This window comes from Antarcticibacterium arcticum, from assembly GCF_007993795.1.
Classification (GTDB): Bacteria; Bacteroidota; Bacteroidia; order Flavobacteriales; family Flavobacteriaceae; genus Gillisia; species Gillisia arctica.
This window is the reverse complement of sequence record NZ_CP042476.1, coordinates 2932815-2954738: the sequence shown is the minus strand read 5'-3', so window position 1 is coordinate 2954738 and position 21924 is coordinate 2932815. Positions and strand designations below refer to the sequence as shown.

The following is a 21924-nucleotide window of genomic DNA, read 5'->3' as shown; positions in this document are numbered from 1 at the left end:
AGAATCTATACCAGCTGTTCCCTTTCCAGGGAATCAATTGTGGTATCGCGTTGCAGTTTCCAGTAAATAATAGCACTGCAAAGATTATCAAGCGAGGATACCGCCTGTTTGATCACATTAGTCATTGTAGAGACCGGAACTTCCTTTTTATGGTTGTCTTTTATATTGCTGTAAACATACCCAATAAGCTCATTATAGAACTTCTCATTTTCCAGGTGCCAGTCGGCCGGAATTGCTTCAGCCTGCTTTTCCTGTAATATACCGTCTATCTCAGCCAGGCGAAGGTTTACCATATCCCGTAAACGGTGAAGCACTTCTTCCCCAACGGGATCGCCGGCTTCCATCATAAACATTATATTGTGCAACACATCTTTCAAATCTTTGGCCGCATAGATAAAGGACCTTAACCCCATCATACTCGCAGTTAAATGGGTGGCCTCCTGCGGCAAAAGATTTTCGGTTTGCAGCTGTGCGTAATAGGTGGTGAGCTCATCTTCCAGCCTTTTCAGCTTTTCATATTTTTTCATGAGTCCGCTGGCACTGGCAAAGATCTTTTTCCAGTGTGACTCGTGATTTTTATCATTTTCAGCGATCCCCAGACTCAATTTCAAAAATTCCCGGGTGTACAGGTATACCTGTATCAATTCCTTATCAAGAGCCTCCAGGGCAACATCGGGCACTTTAGGCGAAATATTCTTTACATACAGGGTCTCCCCTCCGGGGGTATGGCTCTGGAACATGCGGTTCAGGAATTTTTCAAAAAGTCCAAGGAAAGGATAGAATAATAAAATACCAATTAAATTGAGCAGGGAATTAAGCAGGACCAGCTCCATAAGCAGATCTTTTATCCCAAAAACAAAATTGGTAACATATACCAGAGGTTTTATAAAGAAAAAAATAAGGGTTCCGGTTACCACATTAAAGATCACATGGGCAAGCATAAGTCTTTTAGTATCTGCAGTGCCACCCAGCGATATAAAAACCAGGGTGGAAGTTGTTCCTATATTGGCCCCAATTACCATGGACACTGCCTGGTAAATATCTATAAACCCGGCATTAAGGGCGCTAAGAATGATTACGATCATCGCCGAACTGGACTGGATGAGGGCAGTAATTATAATACTCACTACCACAAAGGTCCACAACCCATATTTTGCAAAAGCAGTAATATCAATTTGGCCGGCTACATTCTCTATGGCAACTTTCATATAATCCAGCCCCAGGAATAATAACCCGAAGCCTATAAGGAGTCCGCCAAGATTTTTGAGAAAGGGCCGGCTGTGTAAAAACAGGTAGCTAAGGATCCCTACAGCCAGGAAGGGAAAAGAGAAATCGGCAATATTAATTTTAAAACCAAAGGTAGCCACGATCCAGGCGGTGAAGGTGGTCCCCAGATTGGCTCCCAGCACGATTCCCACCGCATTTTTTAAACCAATCATTCCACCACCCAGAAATGCAAGGGCCAGCAGGGTAACCATGGTGCTGCTTTGCAGGATGGCGGTAACAGAAGCCCCGGTAAGTATGCCCTTCCAGTTTTTATTGGTAAATCGCTGCAGCAGATTCCTGAAGGATTTTCCCGCCAGGGCTTTCAGGCTGTCTTCAAGATGACGCATCCCAAAGAGGAACATTCCAAGCCCTGCCACGAACATCCAGAATTCAAAATCCGTATTTTCCATTGGAGATGATATGCCCTACAAAGATACTTCAGTTCCGGGTAATTAAACTGATTAGAAAGGATTTATAACAGCCTTCTAAATATTTTTTCGGCGGAATTCAATCATCTACATACCGTTTTTATATGGGTGAAGGATTTTCACCCTATGGGGGATTTCCCCCATTTTTACCGAAATTTATTTCAACTCATCTATTCATCGGAATTAATTGGATGACTTTAAAAAAAGCCGCTCTTTTTACATTTTAAATTAAACAGAAGATTATTTTTGTTGATCGAAATTTTCGGAACCTATAGTTTTAATTTTTAATGCTCTCTGATCTTTCAGAAAAACAATATGAAAATTTTTACCCGCAGACGTTACCAGGAAAATTTTGTGCGTCCTTTTATAAGGGATGAAGAGGTGCAGGTGATCCTGGCCATCTCCCTTATGATCTTGTTTGCGGGACATTTTGTAATGCAGTACCTGGGTCACACCTGGTTTAAGGAATCGTTTCTGGATCCTACAAATCCGGGATTCTGGCTTATTATCACCAATGCGGTTTTTATAACAGCCATCCTGTTGCTTAACAAGCAGGCCGGCGGTTGGGCATGGAGTCAACTTGGATTTGCCCCCGGTCCCAAATGGTGGCATACCGTGTTGATCACCCTGGGAACTATCATATTGATTTTTGTGGTTTCAGGCTTTGTAAGGCCTCTGGTAACTGCTGTTGGAGATGAACCGGACATTTCGCATCTTATGGTCCTGCAGGATAATCTCCCGCTCCTTATCCTCGCGCTTATCCTGGTGTGGGTTACCGCAGCTTTCTTACAGGAACTGGTGTTTCGGGCTTTCCTCATCAATTCCCTGGATGCTCTCCTTGGCCGTACCGACTGGTCTCCCTGGTGGGCGGTGATATTTAGTTCGTTTATCTTTGGACTCATGCACGCATGGCAGGGCATTGGCGGGATCCTCTCTACTGCAGTCATTGGCTTTATCTTTGGCGCAGTCTTTCTTCTGAACGGCCGCCGTATCCTCCCCCTGGTCCTCGCACACGGGATCCTGGATTCTATTTCATTGTATGGGATCTATGCGATGTGAGTTAATGGTGTGATGCTACGATGGTATTCAACCTTTCCTCAACTGGCAGGTTGTGAGTTGTCGGTTATCGGTTGTCAGTTCAAAAAACCATAAACTCCAAACAACAAACTATAAACAAAAATCTACCGTCTAAAGACTATTCACTATTCCCTACCCCCTAATCCCTCCCAACTTGTCATTCTGAGGAATTCGCTACGAGGTTGAAAAAAGACAAAAAGGCAAAGAGGAAAAGAGCTAAAAAGTTTCCAAGGTTCAAAGTTGAGTTGTGCATACACCCAGAATCACAAACCACAAACCACAAACAAAAATCTACCGTCTAAAGACTATTCCCTACTCCCTACTCCCTATTCCCTATTCACTCCGATCATGTCATTCTGAGGGATTCGCTACGAGGTTGAAAAAAGACAAAAAGGTAAAGAGGAAAAGAGTTAAAAAGTTTCCAAGGTTCAAAGTTGAGTTGTGCATACACCCAAAACCACAAACCACAAACCACAAACAAAAAATCTACCGTCTAACGATTAATGACTATTCCCTATTCCCTAATCCCTATTCACTAATCACTCAGATCCTGTCATTCTGAGGAATTCGCTACAAGCGAATTTCGAAAGAATCTCTTCTGAATGAAAATTAGGTTACTTACCTAAATCCAGTTGTATTGATAGTTGCGAGGTACTTTTGAGATTCTTCACCGCGCCTGCCTCCTGGCAGTCTGGTTCAGAATGACAACAATGGGAGGTTTCTTAACCGGTAGAAAGTAGACAATTCGGTTCAAGAATCCCTTCTTTAGAATTCGGAAATAGAATGAATTCATCATACCATCTCACCATCCCATCATCATTTTTCCTTTTAATTCTTTTACTCTTTACCTCTTTTACTATCAAATCAAAACTGCTCGAGAAACTTAATTCGTTTTTCTATGGGCGGGTGGGTGGAGAAAAGTCTGCCGAGGCCACCAAAGAGTCCGGCAGAGGTGTCCTTCGGGGTGTTTTCTATAAACATTTGCTGTACCTCTTCGCTTTTCACTTTTACGTGATGATTTACAGAGATCTTTTTTAGGGCAGATGCAAGGGCCCAGGGTTTGCGAGTCATTTCGGCAGCACCGCTATCGGCCATATATTCCCGTTTTCGGCTTAGGGCAAACTTAAAGACCATAGAAATTAGATAGGCGAGAAAAGCTACCACAAGAATTACGATCATCAACTGCCCCCCACCTTTATCCCTTCGGCGGCTACCGCCTATATTTCCGTATAAAAAGCTGCGAAAGGCAATTTGCACAACAAAGGCAAAGATTCCCACAAATACCACGGTAACCACCAGCAGGCGGATATCCCGGTTTCTTATGTGCATCAACTCGTGGGCTATCACTCCTTCCAGCTCATCATCTTCAAGTTTTTCAATAATACCGCGGGTGAGGGTGACGGTGGCATCTTTTGGTTTGAGTCCGCTGGCAAAGGCATTGAGCGCATCACTCTCAATGATATTTACTTTTGGCATAGGCATTCCCACGCTCATACAAAGGTTTTCCACCAGATTGTAAACCCGCATATTTTCCTTGCGTTCCAGGGGTTTGGAGCCCGTGGCGAGGGAGATCATTTTCCCGTGCGCAAAATATGCGATAAGAAACCACACCAAAACCACCACCGTTACAAACGGGATGGCCTGTATAAAGGCCTGAATGGCAAATTCGGGATTGGGATTCCCGTATTGATCGTAACTGGTAAAATAAACCACGGCAAATACAGCAGCCAGGATAAGCAATGGAAATGCAATGAGGAGCAAGATAGATTTTATATTGTTCCTTCTTATCTGGGTGTGTATTCCTACAAAGGCCACTGCTTAAAATTTGATCTCGGGTGCAACGTCCATTTGTTCCCTGCCCGCAACCCCAAGGTCAAACATTGGCTGGGTAGTAAACCCAAACATACCTGCAAAAATGTTATTCGGAAACTTTTGGATAGCGATGTTTAGTTCTTTGGTGGCCGAGTTGAAATAGCGTCTTACGGCGGCCAGCTTGTTTTCAATATCGGCAATTTCCTGCTGCAGGTGCATAAAGTTAGCGCTGGCTTTAAGATCTGGATAGGCTTCCACCTGAATATTCAACCCCTGCAGGGCAGCTCCAAGATCCTTTTCGGCAGCGATCTTCTCATTGATCCCGGTGGCATTGATAGCTCTTTGACGGGCGTTGGTCACGGCTTCCAGCGTACCGCGTTCGTGCTCCATATATCCTTTTACCGCTCCAAGCAGTTGCGGTACGAGATCGTGACGCTGTTTCAGCTGCACATCAATATCGGCAAAGGCATTTTCGCGGTTGTGCTTTAAACTCACCAGATTGTTATAAATAGCAACGCCCCAAATAACGAGCACTACAACAATCCCTACTATAATTAATATTGCTACCATAATTTTTTGATTTTTAGTCCTTTTTTCAAAGATACCTTTTTTATTGGAGTGTGTTAGGAGTTATGGGTTATGAGTTAGGAGTTAGGAATTAGGAGTTAGGAGTTAGGAGTTAGGAGTTAAAAGTTAAGTGATAAGTGGAGAGTCAGCTCTGGTTAAAAGTTTAAAGTTCAAAATTCAAGGTTACAGGTTATCTGCGGATTATGCAGATTCTGCGGGAAAATTTTACAGGAATTTTGAAGTGAAAAACTACCTGGTCACGTCCTGACTTCATCACTTTGTTAATCCGTCACTGCTTTAACTATTTTACTATTTTACTATTTCCCACAAAATCCTTAAATCCCTGACTGTTATCATATTTTACCAGCTTATACCTTTATAAATTTAATAGGTTGTACACAGATTATATAGGCTAAAAGAGAGACTTATAAAATCCTATGGACAACCCGGGAAAAGGAGCTGCTTTCATATAAATCTACCCTGTCAAAGTTTCTCCGGCCTGGCATGAACTGCTTTTAGAACTACCGGTTCAACGAGAGAAAACTTTTTAGGAGGAATAAAAAAATTCAATATATAAATCTCAGGTCATGAAAGTTAAGAAATATGCAAAAGCAGATATCGGAAGTTACAGCCGGATCTTTTTTCAAATTGGATTAATTCTGGTATTGGCAACCACCTATGCAGGTTTGGAATGGGAGTTTACGCAGCGGGATAATAACCTGGATTATGATTTAGGCGTTTTTGAGGAAGACGAGATAGACATCCCCATTTCCCAACTTAACACACCCCCTCCTCCCTCTTTGCCTGAAATTGTTCAGGTAGTGGAAGACGATCTCGAGGTGGAAGAAGATATTATTGAGTCTACAGAAAGCAGTCAGGATGTAAAAACGATGATCATACCCGTTTCGGCGGTGATTGTGGCAGAGGAGGTGGAGGAAATTGAGGAGGTTCCTTTTTTTGTGGTTGAACAAATTCCCCTGTATCCCGGCTGTGAAAATATGAAGGTTAAAGCCGAACAGAAGAAATGTATGGAGAATAAGATCCACAGCTTGTTTAGCAAAGAATTTAATACCGGTATAAGTGAGCAAATGGGCCTGAATGGTATTTACAGGATCTTTGTGGTGTTTAAGATAAGTGCCACGGGAGATGTAGTGGAAATCAAAACCAGAGGACCAAACGCAAGGCTTGAGCTTGAAGCCGAACGCGTTGCCAAATTGCTGCCCAAAATGACCCCTGGCAAACAAAGAGGAAAACCGGTTGCCGTATCCTATTCCCTACCCATCGTGTTTACCGTGCTTCCACAATCATAGTTGAGGGTTCGATTATAGGATGGTGTGATGGTGGGATGGTCAAACTTCAAGGTTCAAAATTTAGTGGAAACCCGGCCGACCGGAACGGGCGGGGAGGAAAGTGAAAAGTGGAGAGTCAGCTCTGGTTAAAAGTTTAAAGTTTAAAATTCAAGGTTACAGGATATCTGCGCAATTCTGCGGATTCTGCGGGAAAATTTTATAAGCATTTGAAGTGAAAATTTAACTGGTCACGTCCTGACTTCATCACTTTGTTACTCCGTCACTGCGTCACTACTTTAACTCTTTTCCTCTTTTCCTCTTTTCCTTTTAATACCCTATCTTAGAAAAAAATAAGTATCACCTCAACCCCGTCCGTTATCAGAGTCACCTGTGCCATCGTCGAGAATGAAGGGAAAGTGCTTTGCGCGCAGCGCAGTGAAAGTATGATGCATCCGCTCAAATGGGAATTCCCCGGTGGCAAGGTGGAGGGCGATGAAGATCTTGAAACCTGCCTGAAGCGGGAGATCAAAGAAGAACTGGGAGTAGAAATTGCCATTTTGGAGCAATTACCATCAAATTTTCATATATATTCGAATCTCAGACTAGAATTAATTCCATTTCGTTGTTCCCTGCAAACATTTGAAATAGATCTCCTTGAACATTCCCAAATCCTTTGGCTACCGATTAATGAGCTGAAAGACCTGGATTGGGCTGAGGCAGATGTGCCGATAGTGGATTATTATATCAGGACTTATAAATAAAACTACAGATCATAATATTTTACAGTTTACGGGAAACCATAATTACTTCCTAAAATTTATGTTAAATTAGCTACACTTATTTTCATCAATCCATGCAAAATCTTTTCACCGAAACATCCCAATCACTTTCTAACAAGGAATTATTTTTAGAACTTTTTAAGGCAAAAGACGAGGAGGATGTACTCATCCTTTTTGAAAAAAGCGCGACCATTTTTGCTGACAAAAATTGGAAACCTTTAGACAATAATCCCAGCAATTACGGAATTGTAAAAAACCAACAATCCAATCCTATAGCCGCATTAATTGAAAAGGTGACTAATTCCATTGATGCTTTGCTAACGAAAAAGTGTTATGAAGCTGGAATAGATCCAAAATCGGCAAAGGCTCCTCGATCTATGAATGAAGCCATAGAAGAGTTTTACTCAAATCATAATTGGGATTTAAGAGAATTTAGGAGAAAGCAGGCTGAAGAAATACAAGTCATTGCAGATGGTAAAGGTCCACGAAGTTCCCGAAGCAATAATGGTACATCTGTTATTGTCTATGACAACGGCGAGGGTCAGCACCCCGAAGATTTTGAAAGAACATTTCTATCCCTTGTAAGAGGAAATAAAAACGATGTTCACTTTGTTCAGGGGAAATACAACATGGGAGGGAGTGGTTCCATTGTATTTTGTGGTAAAAAAAGATTTCAATTAATTGCCTCTAAAAAGCATGACGGAACAGGGGATTTTGGTTTTACATTAATCCGTGAACACCCAAAACGAGAAACCGATCATGCTAAGGAAACGTGGTACGAATATCTTCTTGTAAACGGGAAGATCCCTTCTTTTTCAATTGAAAAATTAAACTTAGGTTTAGAAAATAGAAAGTTTAAAACTGGTACTATAATTAAAATGTATTCCTATCAGTTTCCCAAGGGTTACTCCGGTTTTGCTCAAGATTTAAATCAAAGCATTAACGAGTTTCTTTTTAATCCGGCACTGCCAATTCTTACAAAGGATACTGCGGAACGTTACCCAAATAATAAAGTGCTTGTAAATGATCTTTATGGTTTAAAAAGAAGATTGAGCAGTGAAGAAAATGAATATTTAGACGATTCTTTTTCTGAGGTATATGAAGATGAGCAATTTGGAAAAATGAAAGTTTCTTGTTTTGTCTTTAAAACAAAAGTGAAGGATTATGATCTAAAAAGAACGAAACAAATCATTCAGGATCGTTATTTCAAAAATTCCATGGCGGTTTTGTTCTCCTTAAATGGCCAAGTTCACGGCCATTACACCTCCGAATTTATTACACGATCGCTGAAGCAGAATCTTCTTAAAAATCATTTATTGATTCACGTAGATTGTACCGACCTCAAATATAATTTCCGCAAAGAATTATTTATGGCTTCAAGGGACAGGCTAAAGGATGGTGATGAAACACAATTTCTGAGATCCTATCTATCAACACAATTGAGTAAAAAGGATGGAAGACTTGCAGATATTGAAAAAAGAAGAAAACAGGCAGTTGATATTGACACCTCTTCTAACACAGGAGATCTCCTGAAGAATTTTACTAAGAATATGCCTTTGGATTCTGACCTTCTTAAACTACTTAACCAAACCTTTAAACTGGATATAAAAAGTAAGGAAAAGAAAAAACCGCTGAATGGAAAAAGTCATCCAAAACCCGAAGAAATTCCCTTTAAGCCGGAAAGGTTTCCGACAATGTTCAAGCTGAACGCCAATAATGACAGCACTACTCCGGTGACCAAAATTCCTTTAAATGGAGAGAAGACAATCAAGTTTTCCACAGATGTTGAAAATGAATATTTCGACAGAAATGATGAACCTGGAGATCTGAAAATTTCAGTATTAGGAACACGAAATAATGAAACTGAAGGAGGTAATGCACCGGGTGAACCTAAAGCACCTACAGATTTATTTAATATTGTAAAAAGCAGCCCGAACAAAGGAACTATTAAAATAAGCCTCAATCCAAAAGACACTTTACAAGTCGGTGATGCTGTACAGGTAAAAGTTGACTTAACCGCTCCAGGTGGTGATTTCAGTGAGATTTTTTGGGTTAAGATTTCAGAGAAGGAGCAGCCAAAAGAAAAAATAGAAAAAAAGGAGGACGACAGCGAAAATCTTGGATTACCTCAACTTGTTTTTATGTATGAACAACCTAATGAGGAGGATAACAAAGCGGCTTCTTGGGATGGTGTTGAGGAAGCAACCGGACTTAATGTTGATTACAAGACTGTAATGATTCCCGAAGCTGAAGGTGATACTCTAAAGCGAATTTTTGTAAATATGGATAGTACTGTTTTGAAAACATTTAAATCGAAGTATAAAAATCCGAATCAGGAGCAATTAGAACTATCTAACAGAAAGTATTATACTTCTGTTTATTTTCATTCCCTTTTTCTTTACACTATTACAAAGAACCGCGGCTACCAGATTTCACAAAAAATCGAAGGAAAAGACGGCTTTGAGGAGGTAGATTTAGGACAATATCTTAAAGATTTATTTGATCACTACTACTCAACTTTTATTTTAAACTTTGGAGGAATGGAAGAAATGATGCAGGGGATCGGGGATTAATTACTTTTTAAGGGTATTTTGGTTGTGGTAAATCCAAATCCAAATCTCCAGAGTTCTTCTTATACCCATTTCTTAATCTCTCTAATTCTGAAGGTTTAATTCTTAATCCAATATTATATTTTACATAATTACGTATCAAACTTCTGTTGAACAGCATCCCTTCTTTAAATGGATTCCACAAAATATGATGCCAAAATATATCCGTAAGATCCTGAGGCAGCTTCTTTAAATTTTTAATTTTCCTTTCATCTACTTCTTCACATGCCAAAATAACTTCAAAAATTGCAAGTTGAGCAATTGGCCTTAAGGTGAAGTCACCATCAGAAATCCTATATTTTAATCTGTTGCTAGGAGTATCTTTAATAAATTTCAATGCAGAAGGGAACAATTCAAAGAATTTATCCCAATATTTAAAAACTCTTTTATGTTGCAATTCAAGATCTTTTTCCGACGGGCGAATTCTCACAATCTTTTTATCCTCTCCTTTTGGATATATTGCATTATGATCTATTAAACGTTCATTTATTTCATACAACGTTACTACTGTTGAAAATTTAGAATAACTACCCGGGGTGATATTTCCTCCTTTACTTAATGCAATTATTTCTTTATCCTGAAAATGCTTGTAGTCTTCAATAAGATGCCTGACTAAAATTGCGGAAGCATCGTCTTCATCTAATAAAATATTCTCTCCCTTTGAAACTGGCTTCGCGTGACGATTAATAGTTGAGAATAATCTTCGAGTTCTTACCCTTCCTTTATGATCTGAATGGTGAACTATTAAAGTACAAACAACTTCATCTTCACCTATCTTTTGAGGATCTTCTGAATACGCTTTTCTCAAACCTTTTAAACGATGTTGCCCGTCAAGAACAAAGAGAGTTTCCGTTCCCTTTAATTCAATAAATCCCAATTGCTTTTCAGTTTTTTCCAAATAATCTGGTTTTGATTTTTTGAAATCCGAAAGATTTATTGGAAACCAATCTGGACTTCCACCAAATATCCCAATAGTAAGATTATTAATATATTTATCGGGTTGTTTCAAAATATAATTCTTGAGAGGTTCTAATCTCGTAGGATCAAAAGCTCGTTGGAGTAATCTACTAACCCCTTTTTGGCTGTATATTTCTTCTACCTCTTCAACAGCCTTTACTCTGTAATTCGGTTCTAAACTAGTCCCAAAATTTTCCACTAAATCCTTCACCTTTAAGATCAATTGATAATATCGCCATTCTCCGAATTTACCAGTCAGTGCGGGAACAATTATTTTTCGTTTCATATTCTTTATCTTGGGGAGTAAAGTTTTACTGCCTGCTTTAAAATTCTTCCCCTAAACCTCATATTAATGGGAGGAACAACGGAATCTATAAGATCAAACTCAATATTGGTTAACTCCGCTGCAGATATATTACCTGTTTCGAAAAATTGAAATTGAAGTTGATTTTCCCAAATTAAAACCATTGCTCTTTTATGGAAATCTGAGGGATGATCACTATTCGCATAAGAAAAATATTTTTTATATCGTGTTCTTAAATTTATCGTTTGACCGATATAGATAATATATTTTGCACTGCCATTTAATAAAACTTTATTTTCAATGTTAAGAACAAACATATAAATACCGGGCGTTTGAGGAAGTTTTGTGCTATTCTTTTTAAGAAATTTCACTTCTTGCCAATTCATTTGGAATTTGTGCGCGGATTTCGGTTTCCTGTGCAGTAAGTCAAAATCAAGACAAAAATTTTTCCACCTGTATTTTTTGCTCCTGAGTATATCATTATTACTCAATTCTGCATCATAGAGGTTCATAAAAAACAAGTATTACATCCGTCCCTTTCAGTTCCTTCTAAAATATCAAGGAGATAGGGAGATTTTTTGGATTCTTCTTTACTGGAGCGTTGAATGTGCCCTAGTTTTATTTGCTTTATTCTTGCTGGTTGAATTAGTTCAGCTAAAGATTCATTTGGTGTCCAGGTAAAATTCTCCTCTTCATTTTCATATTCCATTGCCTCCTTGTAAAGATTAGGGTGTTGTTCATATAACCAAATCCATTCTATTTTTTGTTGAAAAAAACAGAAAAAACAACCAGACCTGCTACGAGCATATTCACCTTTCTGCCCGTCCACTTCAAATTCCACTTTTTCATAGTACTTAGGAACGCCTATACCAGACTCTCTAAGAATTCTAAAAATATCCTCACGAACTAAAATATCCTCATTATCTAATAATTCAAAATCCACCTCTGTTGCTAAAGGGTATTCTGTAGTTTTAAGAAAATCGAAAACTGTTCTATTAAATTCCGGAATGCCTAAATCAAGGGAACCATGTAATTTTCTTTTTAGAACTTTTTCAGTTTCAGTTTTATTATTCCTTTCAAAATCAATGGGTTCATTTAAAATGGCGATAAACCTGTCCAAGTCATTTCCCCTATGATAGGTAGTTAAAAATTCTTGTACTTTGCTTTGATTTCCAGGAGTAAAGAATTCTGTTAGCACATCATTGCTCCAAATATTTCTTCTAAAGGGAAATATGGACTGAATGTTGGCCTCTCTGGAGATATAACCTTCTCTTTCTTCATCTCCACGAATCCCAACATATGAAATAGTAGGTTTACCGCTAACAAACTTCTCAAACGGTTTTATCTTCATCATTGCTGTACACCATCTTGCTTGAGGTGAGGGAAGATACCCTCGAAAGGATTTAAAATAAAAGTCGAAAGGAGATTCTTTGGAACCTTTTAATTCATCATTTTCTAACTTCAAAATCTTTTTGCCTAAATAGCTTTCAAGGTTTTCAATTAGCTGATAAGTTTCATCAAGTTCCTTTCCAGTATCACAGAAGTAATATTCAAAATTAAGAGTTGGATATTTGTCATTGAGATATATAGCTAAAGCTGCACTATCCTTTCCTCCTGATATTCCTAAGACGTGTCGGGGTTTATTCATTCTTGTTAAGCTCTCTTTGAAGTAGGGAAACCAATATAGGCATTTTAAGATTCTTATGACTGTCCAACTCCTTAGAAAGTTTATTAAGAATAACTTCCATATCCTCTAATTTATCCTTGGGTAGTCTTACTATTTGTGTTATCCCTCCCTTATTTTTAGTAGTCAAATCTAGTTTATATAGTTCTTCATTGTCATTTGTGGAAACCTTGCTTAGATCGACTAGATTATCTAGCTCCTTCGAAATTAGAATTAATTTTTCCTTTAGCAGTTTCTCATCTGAGTCTTTAATTTTATTGAGACTTTTCCCCAGTAGAGCCTGCCCTATTGACATCAAAAAACTATCCCGGTCTTCTAGATTGGAATTAATGCGCCACAAAAAGCTCTTGTGTTTGGCTAGCGTCTCATGCTCCTTAACTGCTGAAAATCGGTTCTGCAAAATATTTTTATAAGTGGGAAAAGAGACTTCTTTATTTACAATTTCCTTGGTGATAAATATTTCGAGACGATCAAGTAGTTCGGAGAATGAATTTTTTATTTCCTGAATGGTGTTTTGAAAATCAATAATATATTCTTCAAATAATTCATTATTTGAAGCTAAATCATTTAAGGAATACCCTAAAGCTTGAGGAAAATCTTCAAAAAATGTTTGTTCTGGATCTTTTGCCTTACTTATTGACTCCCTTAACTTTATTGCCTCCCTAGAGATTGTTTTCGTACTCTTTCCATAATCAGTAAGATCTCGATAGAAAATAAGCAGAGGTCTGATACTTTCAATGAAAGAATCTGTATCTAAAACAGATTTATTTTCCTGTTTTAGAAAATCTCTATATTTATTAAATAAATTTAACCGCAGGTTGTTTAGCTCAAAGCTTTTAATGTAAAACTCCTTCGGATTTCTATTCATCATATATAGAGTATTTTCATCTATATGTGGAACAAATCCTTGATCACCATATAAAGCGAAATCTCCTCTATTAATATACAGGAAGGTAGGAGCCCAGAATTCTATCACCCCATGCTTTAATTTCAAAGGAGCTTTTTCTAAAGCTTCCATAAAAGAAACGAGACTCTTTTTAGAGGTTTTTGCCTCATCTAAGAAACGATTACTCACTTCCCATAGTCTATCAAAACTTTCTACTGTTGGTGCTCCTAAATCCCAATTATCATTTCGTTTTCTATGAATTCCAGTCTCTTTTAAAAGGGTATAGTAAATGGTCTTTTCTGCAGGCCATTTATTTTCGTCAAATCCTAAGTCTTCCTTTTGATAATCATTAGCTAAAGCTCTCCAAAAGTTCCTTCTAGCACTTGATATGGCACCTGAGACTTTATGCTTGTTGAAAAGCTCGTTTTTAAGTATTGGAGTATCTGAATAAATCTCTCCGCACAAAGTTGATAATAGATGATTGAACTCTTTCTTACTCCTTACCTGTACATCCTGGCCATTAGCAAACCAAATGACTTTGTTGGAGTATAAACTGTCCATAACAAAATGGTTCAGGAGGTTTTCATGGCTCTTTATAATAGTTTGGAGTTCCTTAATCGCTACCCGATCCTTTTCTCCCTCCATATCCTTAAGAACCTTTTTTGTCTTTTCAATTTCGAAAAGAATCTGAAAGATTTCAGCTGTATTTTTAAAAAGCCCGAAAAGAGTAGGTTTGTTTCTCGAAAACTGCTTTAAATCTTCTCCTTTAAAGTCCTTAATATCATTAAAAACGAGATTTATATATCCATCTATTTCACCAGTTGCAATCTCTTCAGTTGGGTCATTAGTCAAAAGAAATTCAAAAATTCTTGGTGTCCCAAATCGATATGAAATCGACTTCGCGGTGATAACTGGAAAATCGAAATGAGAATTCAACCTGCTTAGAACATCTATGGAACTGTCAATTTTTCGTTCAGCATCCAAAATTGCCTTTTCGATATCTAGATCAGTTCCTTCTGTAAATTTATAAGAAGAGTCAAAATTACTAAATCTGATAATCTTTGCCTTTCTTAAACCTTCTATTACCTCTTTAAGAAGCTTATCTGAGTAAGTGTCTTTAAAGTACTCCGTGAAAAATGCGGCATTTAAAGTTGATCCCTTTTTCGAGAAAATGGTTAATAGACCGAGAGTCTTTAAAATATCATGCGATACACTTACATCTAGGTTGAAAATTGTTTCAGCTCGTTCAAGAGCATTTCTTATTGCCGACCAGTTAGAATAATCAGGATTCGACTTGCTAATTAAGAAGTTATAAAACTCACTGTAGAGATAGTCATAAACATCAGGCAATTCAAATGAAGAATCATTCTCTGATATTTCAGTAAATTTTATTGACTTTAAAAAAGTAAATAAAGATCTTTCATTTTGTCCGTATCTCTGTAATGCTATAGCCAGCGAATATCCGCTTACAGCTGATAACGGATGAAGCTTACTTTGAGTCCGTTCTAAATAGTCAGAATGAACATTATAAATATTGAATTTCTTTATTAGCTGGGAATTCCCCTCTTTTTCATTTTTAGAAATTTTCCTTTGAGATAAAAAAGATGCTGCTAAAAATAAAAGTTGCTCAATAGGTTCGTTAAAAGTCAGGTCTTGAAATCGGCCAGTTACTTTTTTCCATTCATTTATTTCCTTTTCATTTAATTGAAATCCATAAGATTCAAAACTCTGGTGAATGGAAGTTAAAAGGAGAATATTTCTATTAGGAGCATTTGCAAATTCTGCCAGCTTTTGAATGAAATAAATTTCATCTTCAGGGTTATTTTTAGCGGCATATTCTAAAAATTTCCCAAATTCATCAATTGCAATAACCAGTAGTCCATTAATGGCTATAGTTTCTTGGTACCGCTTATATATCGCATCAAATAACTTCTGGTTACTTGAAAAATCTTCCGTAACGCCGAACTCTTCATTTAAAGCAGCCTCTAAGGAGCCATAATCTCCAATAATCTTAACAAAATCCGTTTTTCCGTTATAAGGTGTTTTAAAAAATTCGCTTTCGCCTTTAAGAGATTTTTCCAGCGCCCAAAAGAAAGCAGATTTTCCGGTGCCAAAAGAACCAATTAAATTAAAGGCATGAGTTCCTCTTTCAAAATTTTGAAATAAAGTTGTTGCAGTTTTTTCTGCGTTCGGGGTTACGAAATAATTGAGAGAGACATTGTCGTCTCTTATAATATTAACTGAAGGAGAATGGTTACCTTTCATAGTACTGGTTCAAAATTTCAATTGGGTCTGGCCTTTCCTTTATTTGCAACTCTTTAATTCCCGCTTCGCTATTGTAGGTTACATAACTGAAGTTTTCCGCTATTTCGATCAATTTCTCTTCCAGCTTGTCATTTTCAAAACAGAAAATATTACCTACACCATTTCTATTGGTATAGAAACTACTAAAGCTAATAGAATTGGAATAGTCTGGATTTGTAAGTATAGCGTAAAAAATTATTTCGAAAGGAATTTCTTCTTGTCCGGGGTTTTCAATCCTGAACAATTTCTCCTTACTCTGGGTTTCCCCAACTTCTTTTAGAAGGATTAGTTCTGATAACAATCCGCTATAACTATCCTCCCTGCTTTTTTCTTTAGTCGATCCATATGTTCTGAGAAAAACAGAAAAATCTTTCTCCAGTATTTTCTCGTTTTGAGAAGCATCTTTGTCCTTTACGTGCTTAACGAAATGTAGTTTAGAAAATTCAGGTTTTATTTTTCGTAGTTCTGAAAATAAAATATTATAAATGGAGGAATGGTTTTCTGCACACAATTGGTAATGCAAAAGGTAAAGAGTGCCTTCATTTTCTAAATAAGGGTCCCAACCATCGTCCGAAAAGAGTCTTTGATATAGTGGATTAAGAAGATTCTCTTCTCCAACAATCCCAAAAGCTTTTAACCAGAACCTAATAGAGTTCACCATATTCCTACCAACGCCTAAAGCAACACCGGAATCATCCTTAAATTTCTCTCCATTGGAAACGTAATCAAAACCCTTTTTTAACCAGAATAATCGACAATGGAATGTATCGTGACCTGAAAATGTCATAAAGTAATATATTGTATTACAAAAGTATTAGATTAAGATCGGAAAAGCATTGATAAGTTAATAACTTATCAAACTAAATAACGCAGGTTCAACTTAATTTTAACCGATGAATTTATCCAGCAACCTCCTCAATTCAATAGCTTTTTCTTTCGTCAATTGAATATTCTGCTTGGATCCATTTTTCCTGTCATTATCACCCATAGCATAAGTTCTAATTTGAAAGAAATCTTTGGCGGTCACTATATCTGCAAGAACTTCGCCGGATCGTACATTTACATGGCCGGGACCTTCATTTATGATATTACCTATTATTGCCATCTTTAATTTTTGGTTTGATATTATTTTGTCCAATATACATCATCTTATTTTACTCCTGTTACGGTTTTCCTTATTACACTTTTAATCCGTTTTTTATAGAACTTCTAATCAGTTACAAATAAAAAAACCTCCCCTATTTCAGGAAAGGTCTTTCAAATTATTTTTTCGCGATGGGTTATTCCTGGTAATTCCGGGTATCTGAAATGTTCATGGCTTTTACCTTCCACTCGTTGTCTTCATCTGTACGTTCCCAGACAAAGGTATAGGACCCCCGGTATTTGGTAGTGTCGGTAGTATAGCTATGGGTAAACAACCCGGTATCATACGCAAGATGATCTGTAGATCCTTTTTTCAGGGATCGCAATTCGAGATCTTTCATCACAGATCCTGCCTCCTGATAAAATCCTGCAAGACTGTCGGCCGGCACTTCCCGGCCATTCAACACCAGCACGGCATCTGAGGCGGCCAGCCCCTGAATTTGTTTCGGATCACGACTGTTCCAGGCATTGTGCCAGCTGCTCATGGCATCATTGGGATCCTGAAATTCCTGCGGACTTTCTGCTACCGCTTCGGGTGCCTCGGGCTCCCTCTTCTCACCGCAAGCGCCCATCAAAAATACAAAGGCCATCAACGGAATTAAATTAAATGTTTTCATTGCTCAATTGGTTTAGTTTAGTATAAGTTACTTAAAATGAGCGTAATAAATGTTCTTGCCAAATGATTTTAGATGAAATGCAGAATTTGGGGGATAAAAAAGTTTGGGGTTTAAATTTTAAAGTGAAAAAGCAAAACCCGCCCGACCGGAACGGGCGGAGAGGAAAAGAGGGAAAAATGCTGACACAATGCTATACGTGTTTCCCGCAAATCTCGCAGATGTATTGCAGAAATACGCAGAAATACGACCTTGTCAAAAGGGAAAAAGCAAAACCCGCCCGACCGGAATTCATAACTTCTAACTCCTAACTCTTACCTATTACTCTCCGTTCCCATCCAGCGGTCCCAGAAGTTGAAATAAAGCCCATAATTGGTGTTGAACTCGGTGTGGTGATGATGGTGATGCGTGGCGCCAATGAATTGTTTTCCCACTCCGCTGTTTAAAAATTTTGGCGGATAGATCTCTATGTCCAGGTGATTGATCACACTGCTTAGGGTCATGAAAAGCAAATAGAATCCCAATACATAAATATTCACCGGGAGAAAGATTAATATGATGGGCAAAATAAGCGCCTCAATAATACTCTCCCAGGGGTGAAAGGAAAAAGCTGTCCAGGGTGTGGGAGTAAGACTGTCATGATGCACCTTGTGCACATATTTAAAGATCTTTGGATGGTGCATGGCCCTGTGTACCCAGTAATAATAGGTCTCATGTATTAGAAATACCAGCAGCAGACTCAGCGGTAAATACCAGTAACCCCATTGGGACGGCTCTATATAAATAGCCGTTACCCCCTGCTGGTACAACCAGTAGGTTCCCGCGCCCACCGCGGCAAAGATCACAGAGGATTTGATACTGTAAACTATTTCTTTTTTGATCTGGCCCTTGCGGTGCTTTCTTTTGCTGAGGCGTTTGCTGCTGTAACGTTGTGCCCGCAGCTTATAATAATACCAGTAAAACACCCCCGCGGCCACAAAATACCTGAACAATAATGCCAGGAAAAAAATGAGGATATACACCAGGAAGATCCCGGGAGTGTTGCTTTGCAGTATCATGAATTTCTCTTAATCATTTTTAAAGTTAGGAAATGGAACTTAAAAGTGAAAAATTTAAAGAGTAAAAGAGTGAAAAATGATGATGGTATGAACCTTTTATGGTGGGATGATTTGATTGTTTGTTGTTAGTGATTTTCAAATCTAGAGTTTGCTATGAGTGTTTCCCGCAGAATTCGCAGCATTTCGCAGATTTTATAAACTGATAACCCGAGCTGACTATCCACTTTCCTCTCCAATCTCCTCTCAACTTTCAACCTTGAACTTTGAACTTTGAACCTTCCTGCGGCAGGCAGGCTTTAAACCTTTACAGGTAGGCTGAACTCTTAACTCCTAACTCTTAACACCTAACTTTAAGAGCTACTCACTACTCACCTTTGCCAATATCACAATAAATCGTACTTTCGGCTTTTAACATAATTTAACTATGTCGCAATTCTGGTTGTACTTTAACCTGGGCCTGGAACACGTGTTGGACTGGAATGCCTATGACCATATACTTTTTCTTATAGTGCTGGTGGCCGCCTATTCCTTTAGCTCCTGGAAACGGGTGCTGTGGCTGGTTACCATTTTTACCCTGGGTCATACCCTGGCGCTGTTCCTTTCGGTTTATGGCGTGGTGAGCGTGAGCAGCCGCTGGGTAGAATTGCTTATTGCCGTGACTATTCTTATCACCGCTCTCTATAATATTTTTACCGCCAAAAAGAAAGAATCGCAGAAAAATGTTGGCCTGCTTTATTTCGCCACCGCTTTTTTCGGGATTATTCACGGGCTGGGGTTTTCTACCTATTTCAAGATGATAGCTTCAGGTACAGAGAGCAAATTTCTCCCATTGCTGGAATTTGCTTTGGGAATTGAAGCAGCACAGGTAATTATAGTGCTGGGGGTAATGATCCTGGGGTTCATTTTTCAGAATTTCTTCCGCGTAAACAGGCGCGACTGGATTCTGATACTTTCAGCAATAGTTATAGGAATAATTCTCCCTATCTTACGGGAAAATTTCCAGGCATTTTTATAAAAATTTAACGCAACTAAATTGTTTTAACCCTCCCCTTGCAATATTTTAGTAGGCTGCCTTGTTTAAAGCATAAGCGCTCCCCTACAATTGCCGGAATCTTTAAATTATGCAGGAAAAGAAGCAACTGAAATACGATAAAGCCTATTTACGAATCGCCAGGGAATGGGGCAAACTTTCCCACTGCCGCCGCAGGCAGGTTGGCGCACTTATTGTGAAAGGCAGAATGATAATATCCGACGGATACAACGGCACCCCCACCGGTTTTGAAAATTTTTGTGAGGATGAGGAAGGCTATACCAAGTGGTATGTGCTTCATGCAGAGGCCAACGCTATTTTAAAAGTAGCCGCCTCTACCCAGTCCTGCCAGGGAGCAACACTTTACATAACCATGTCGCCCTGCAGGGAATGTAGTAAATTAATACACCAGGCCGGGATCACCCGAATTGTGTATTATACCGAATATAAAGACAACTCCGGATTGGAATTCCTGGCCAAAGCCGGAATAGAATTACACCACGTTAAAGAACTCGACGAAGAAATTGAAAGAGAACAATAAAATATATTTACCCTTGTTGCTGGGGTTGGTTTGTGCCGCAGGTGTCCTGCTTGGCTCAAAGATCAACTTTTCCTCCAGCCAGGGACTTTTCTCTTCCAACCCAAAAAAGGAAAAACTCAACAGGCTCATAGATTACATAGATTATGAGTATGTGGATTATGTGAATACAGACAGTATTGTAGATATTACCGTAAACCGCATCCTTGAAAATCTTGACCCGCACTCGGTGTATATTCCCAGTGTGGAATATGCCAGCGTGACCGAAAATATGAAGGGAGATTTTGTGGGCATTGGGGTTAGCTTTCAAAGCGTCAATGATACGGTGGTGGTGATACAACCCATCAAAGGTGGCCCCAGTGAGAAAATTGGCATTAAAGGCGGTGACAGGATCCTCTTTGCAAATGATGCGCAGCTTTTTGATAAGAACATCAGCAACGATTCCCTCATTGCGCAGCTTAAAGGCGAGGAGAATACCAACGTAACCCTTACCGTTTTTAGAAAAGGTTTAAAGGAACTGCTGCGGTTCAACATTAAGAGATCACGGGTTCCTATTAAAAGTGTAGACGCCGCTTATATGCTTACAAATAACCTGGGCTATATCAAGGTGAACCGTTTTGCTGAAAGCACTTACAGGGAGTTTAAGGAAAGCCTGGAAAAACTGCAGCAGGAAGGCGCTACTCAAATAGCGATAGACCTGCGTGACAATCCCGGAGGATATCTAAGCGAAGCCATTAATATTGTTGATGAATTCCTGAAAGACGGAAAACTCATCCTTTACACTAAAAATAAAAAAGGGGCGATGGAAGAGACCCATTCGCGCCGAAAAGGGAAGTTTGAGGACCGCGAGGTTTTCGTGCTCATAAATGAAAATTCGGCATCAGCCAGTGAGATCGTGGCAGGAGCATTCCAGGATAATGACCGCGGCACCATTATAGGCAGGCGTTCTTATGGGAAAGGCCTTGTACAACGCGAGATGGAATTGGGAGACGGCAGTGCGGTGCGGCTAACCATTGCAAGGTATTATACTCCTACGGGCCGCTCCATTCAAAAACCTTATGGCGAAGGAAATGAAGCCTATTTTAATGATTATACCCGGCGCTACAAGAACGGGGAGCTTAGAACTGCAGATAGTATTCATGTAGATGACAGCCTGCGTTACGTGACCCCGGGAGGAAAGATTGTATATGGCGGTGGGGGAATTATTCCCGATATTTTTGTGCCGAAGGATACCAATTTTGAAAAAGAACACCTCACCTATATTTTAAGAAGCGGCCACCTGAGTCAGTTTATATTTGAGGTGCTGGAACAGGACCGGAATTACTACAATTCCTTATCCTGGGATGATTTTCAAAAGAAGGAGATCATCACAGATGCGCTTCTCGCAAATTTTCAAAGTTATGCGCGCAGGAACAACTTTCCTGTAAAAATGAATGTTTATAAACCTTTGGTTAGGAGATATCTAAAGGCAGTAATGGCACAACAGCTGTTTGGAGAGGACGAATTTCAACGGCTAATTAATGAAGATGACCGAATTATAGAAAAAGTGATAGAATTATCTAAAACAATCTAGTATATT

General features: G+C 38.8%; 18 protein-coding genes. 7 read left to right on the top strand and 11 right to left on the bottom strand.

Annotated features, from left to right (window positions below; genetic code table 11):
- Positions 1-5 precede the first annotated feature (5 nt).
- Positions 6-1676, bottom strand: a complete 1671-nt coding sequence (locus FK178_RS13370; RefSeq protein ID WP_146836193.1) for a Na/Pi cotransporter family protein — start codon at positions 1674-1676, stop codon at positions 6-8.
- A 333-nt stretch (positions 1677-2009) separates the two neighbouring features.
- Between FK178_RS13370 and FK178_RS13365 the strand changes: the two genes are divergently transcribed.
- Positions 2010-2753: a CPBP family intramembrane glutamic endopeptidase gene (locus FK178_RS13365; protein ID WP_146836190.1), complete on the top strand. Its 744-nt coding sequence runs from the start codon at positions 2010-2012 to the stop codon at positions 2751-2753.
- A gap of 882 nt (positions 2754-3635) precedes the next feature.
- Here the strand turns inward: FK178_RS13365 and FK178_RS13360 are convergent.
- Positions 3636-4586 carry a M48 family metallopeptidase gene (locus FK178_RS13360; RefSeq protein WP_146836187.1) on the bottom strand — a complete coding sequence of 317 codons (951 nt, stop codon included), beginning with the start codon at positions 4584-4586 and terminating at the stop codon, positions 3636-3638.
- A 3-nt stretch (positions 4587-4589) separates the two neighbouring features.
- Complete coding sequence (locus tag FK178_RS13355) at positions 4590-5153, bottom strand: LemA family protein (protein ID WP_146836183.1); 564 nt, start codon at positions 5151-5153, stop codon at positions 4590-4592.
- Between the two features lie 584 nt (positions 5154-5737).
- Here FK178_RS13355 and FK178_RS13350 point away from each other — a divergent pair.
- From FK178_RS13350 to FK178_RS13340, 3 genes are all read left to right on the top strand, one after another.
- Positions 5738-6460 carry an energy transducer TonB gene (locus tag FK178_RS13350; protein WP_146836180.1) on the top strand — a complete coding sequence of 241 codons (723 nt, stop codon included), beginning with the start codon at positions 5738-5740 and terminating at the stop codon, positions 6458-6460.
- A 329-nt stretch (positions 6461-6789) separates the two neighbouring features.
- Entirely contained in the window at positions 6790-7200 is a 411-nt protein-coding gene (locus FK178_RS13345; protein ID WP_317130398.1) for a (deoxy)nucleoside triphosphate pyrophosphohydrolase, read from the top strand.
- A 92-nt stretch (positions 7201-7292) separates the two neighbouring features.
- A complete protein-coding gene (locus FK178_RS13340; protein WP_205677188.1) occupies positions 7293-9791 on the top strand; it encodes a hypothetical protein in 2499 nt (832 codons plus the stop codon).
- Positions 9792-9798: 7 nt separating this feature from the next.
- Here FK178_RS13340 and FK178_RS13335 read toward each other — a convergent pair whose 3' ends face one another.
- From FK178_RS13335 to FK178_RS13300, 8 genes are all read right to left on the bottom strand, one after another.
- A complete protein-coding gene (locus tag FK178_RS13335; protein WP_146836176.1) occupies positions 9799-11070 on the bottom strand; it encodes a DGQHR domain-containing protein in 1272 nt (423 codons plus the stop codon).
- A gap of 5 nt (positions 11071-11075) precedes the next feature.
- Positions 11076-11474 carry a GIY-YIG nuclease family protein gene (locus FK178_RS13330; protein WP_146836173.1) on the bottom strand — a complete coding sequence of 133 codons (399 nt, stop codon included), beginning with the start codon at positions 11472-11474 and terminating at the stop codon, positions 11076-11078.
- A gap of 122 nt (positions 11475-11596) precedes the next feature.
- Positions 11597-12736: a phosphoadenosine phosphosulfate reductase domain-containing protein gene (locus tag FK178_RS13325; protein WP_146836170.1), complete on the bottom strand. Its 1140-nt coding sequence runs from the start codon at positions 12734-12736 to the stop codon at positions 11597-11599.
- A complete protein-coding gene (locus FK178_RS13320; protein WP_146836167.1) occupies positions 12729-15923 on the bottom strand; it encodes a hypothetical protein in 3195 nt (1064 codons plus the stop codon). Before FK178_RS13320 ends, FK178_RS13325 begins: the two co-directional genes overlap by 8 nt.
- Positions 15913-16749 carry a DUF4007 family protein gene (locus FK178_RS13315; protein WP_146836164.1) on the bottom strand — a complete coding sequence of 279 codons (837 nt, stop codon included), beginning with the start codon at positions 16747-16749 and terminating at the stop codon, positions 15913-15915. Before FK178_RS13315 ends, FK178_RS13320 begins: the two co-directional genes overlap by 11 nt.
- 99 nt (positions 16750-16848) lie before the next feature.
- Complete coding sequence (locus FK178_RS13310; protein ID WP_146836162.1) at positions 16849-17067, bottom strand: hypothetical protein; 219 nt, start codon at positions 17065-17067, stop codon at positions 16849-16851.
- Positions 17068-17242: 175 nt separating this feature from the next.
- Positions 17243-17722 carry a nuclear transport factor 2 family protein gene (locus FK178_RS13305; RefSeq protein WP_146836159.1) on the bottom strand — a complete coding sequence of 160 codons (480 nt, stop codon included), beginning with the start codon at positions 17720-17722 and terminating at the stop codon, positions 17243-17245.
- Between the two features lie 311 nt (positions 17723-18033).
- The gene (locus FK178_RS13300) at positions 18034-18777 is read right to left on the bottom strand and encodes a sterol desaturase family protein (RefSeq protein WP_146836156.1); all 744 of its coding nucleotides are present in this window, start codon (positions 18775-18777) and stop codon (positions 18034-18036) included.
- Between the two features lie 424 nt (positions 18778-19201).
- Between FK178_RS13300 and FK178_RS13295 the strand changes: the two genes are divergently transcribed.
- The 3 genes from FK178_RS13295 to FK178_RS13285 all read left to right on the top strand — a co-directional run bounded on the left by FK178_RS13295 (position 19202) and on the right by FK178_RS13285 (position 21918).
- Positions 19202-19792, top strand: coding sequence for a HupE/UreJ family protein (locus FK178_RS13295; RefSeq protein ID WP_146836153.1), 591 nt, complete (start codon positions 19202-19204; stop codon positions 19790-19792).
- A gap of 106 nt (positions 19793-19898) precedes the next feature.
- Entirely contained in the window at positions 19899-20348 is a 450-nt protein-coding gene (locus tag FK178_RS13290; protein ID WP_146836149.1) for a deoxycytidylate deaminase, read from the top strand.
- Positions 20332-21918 carry a S41 family peptidase gene (locus tag FK178_RS13285; RefSeq protein ID WP_146836146.1) on the top strand — a complete coding sequence of 529 codons (1587 nt, stop codon included), beginning with the start codon at positions 20332-20334 and terminating at the stop codon, positions 21916-21918. The genes FK178_RS13290 and FK178_RS13285 overlap by 17 nt, the downstream gene beginning before the upstream one ends.
- The last annotated feature ends 6 nt before the right edge of the window (positions 21919-21924 follow it).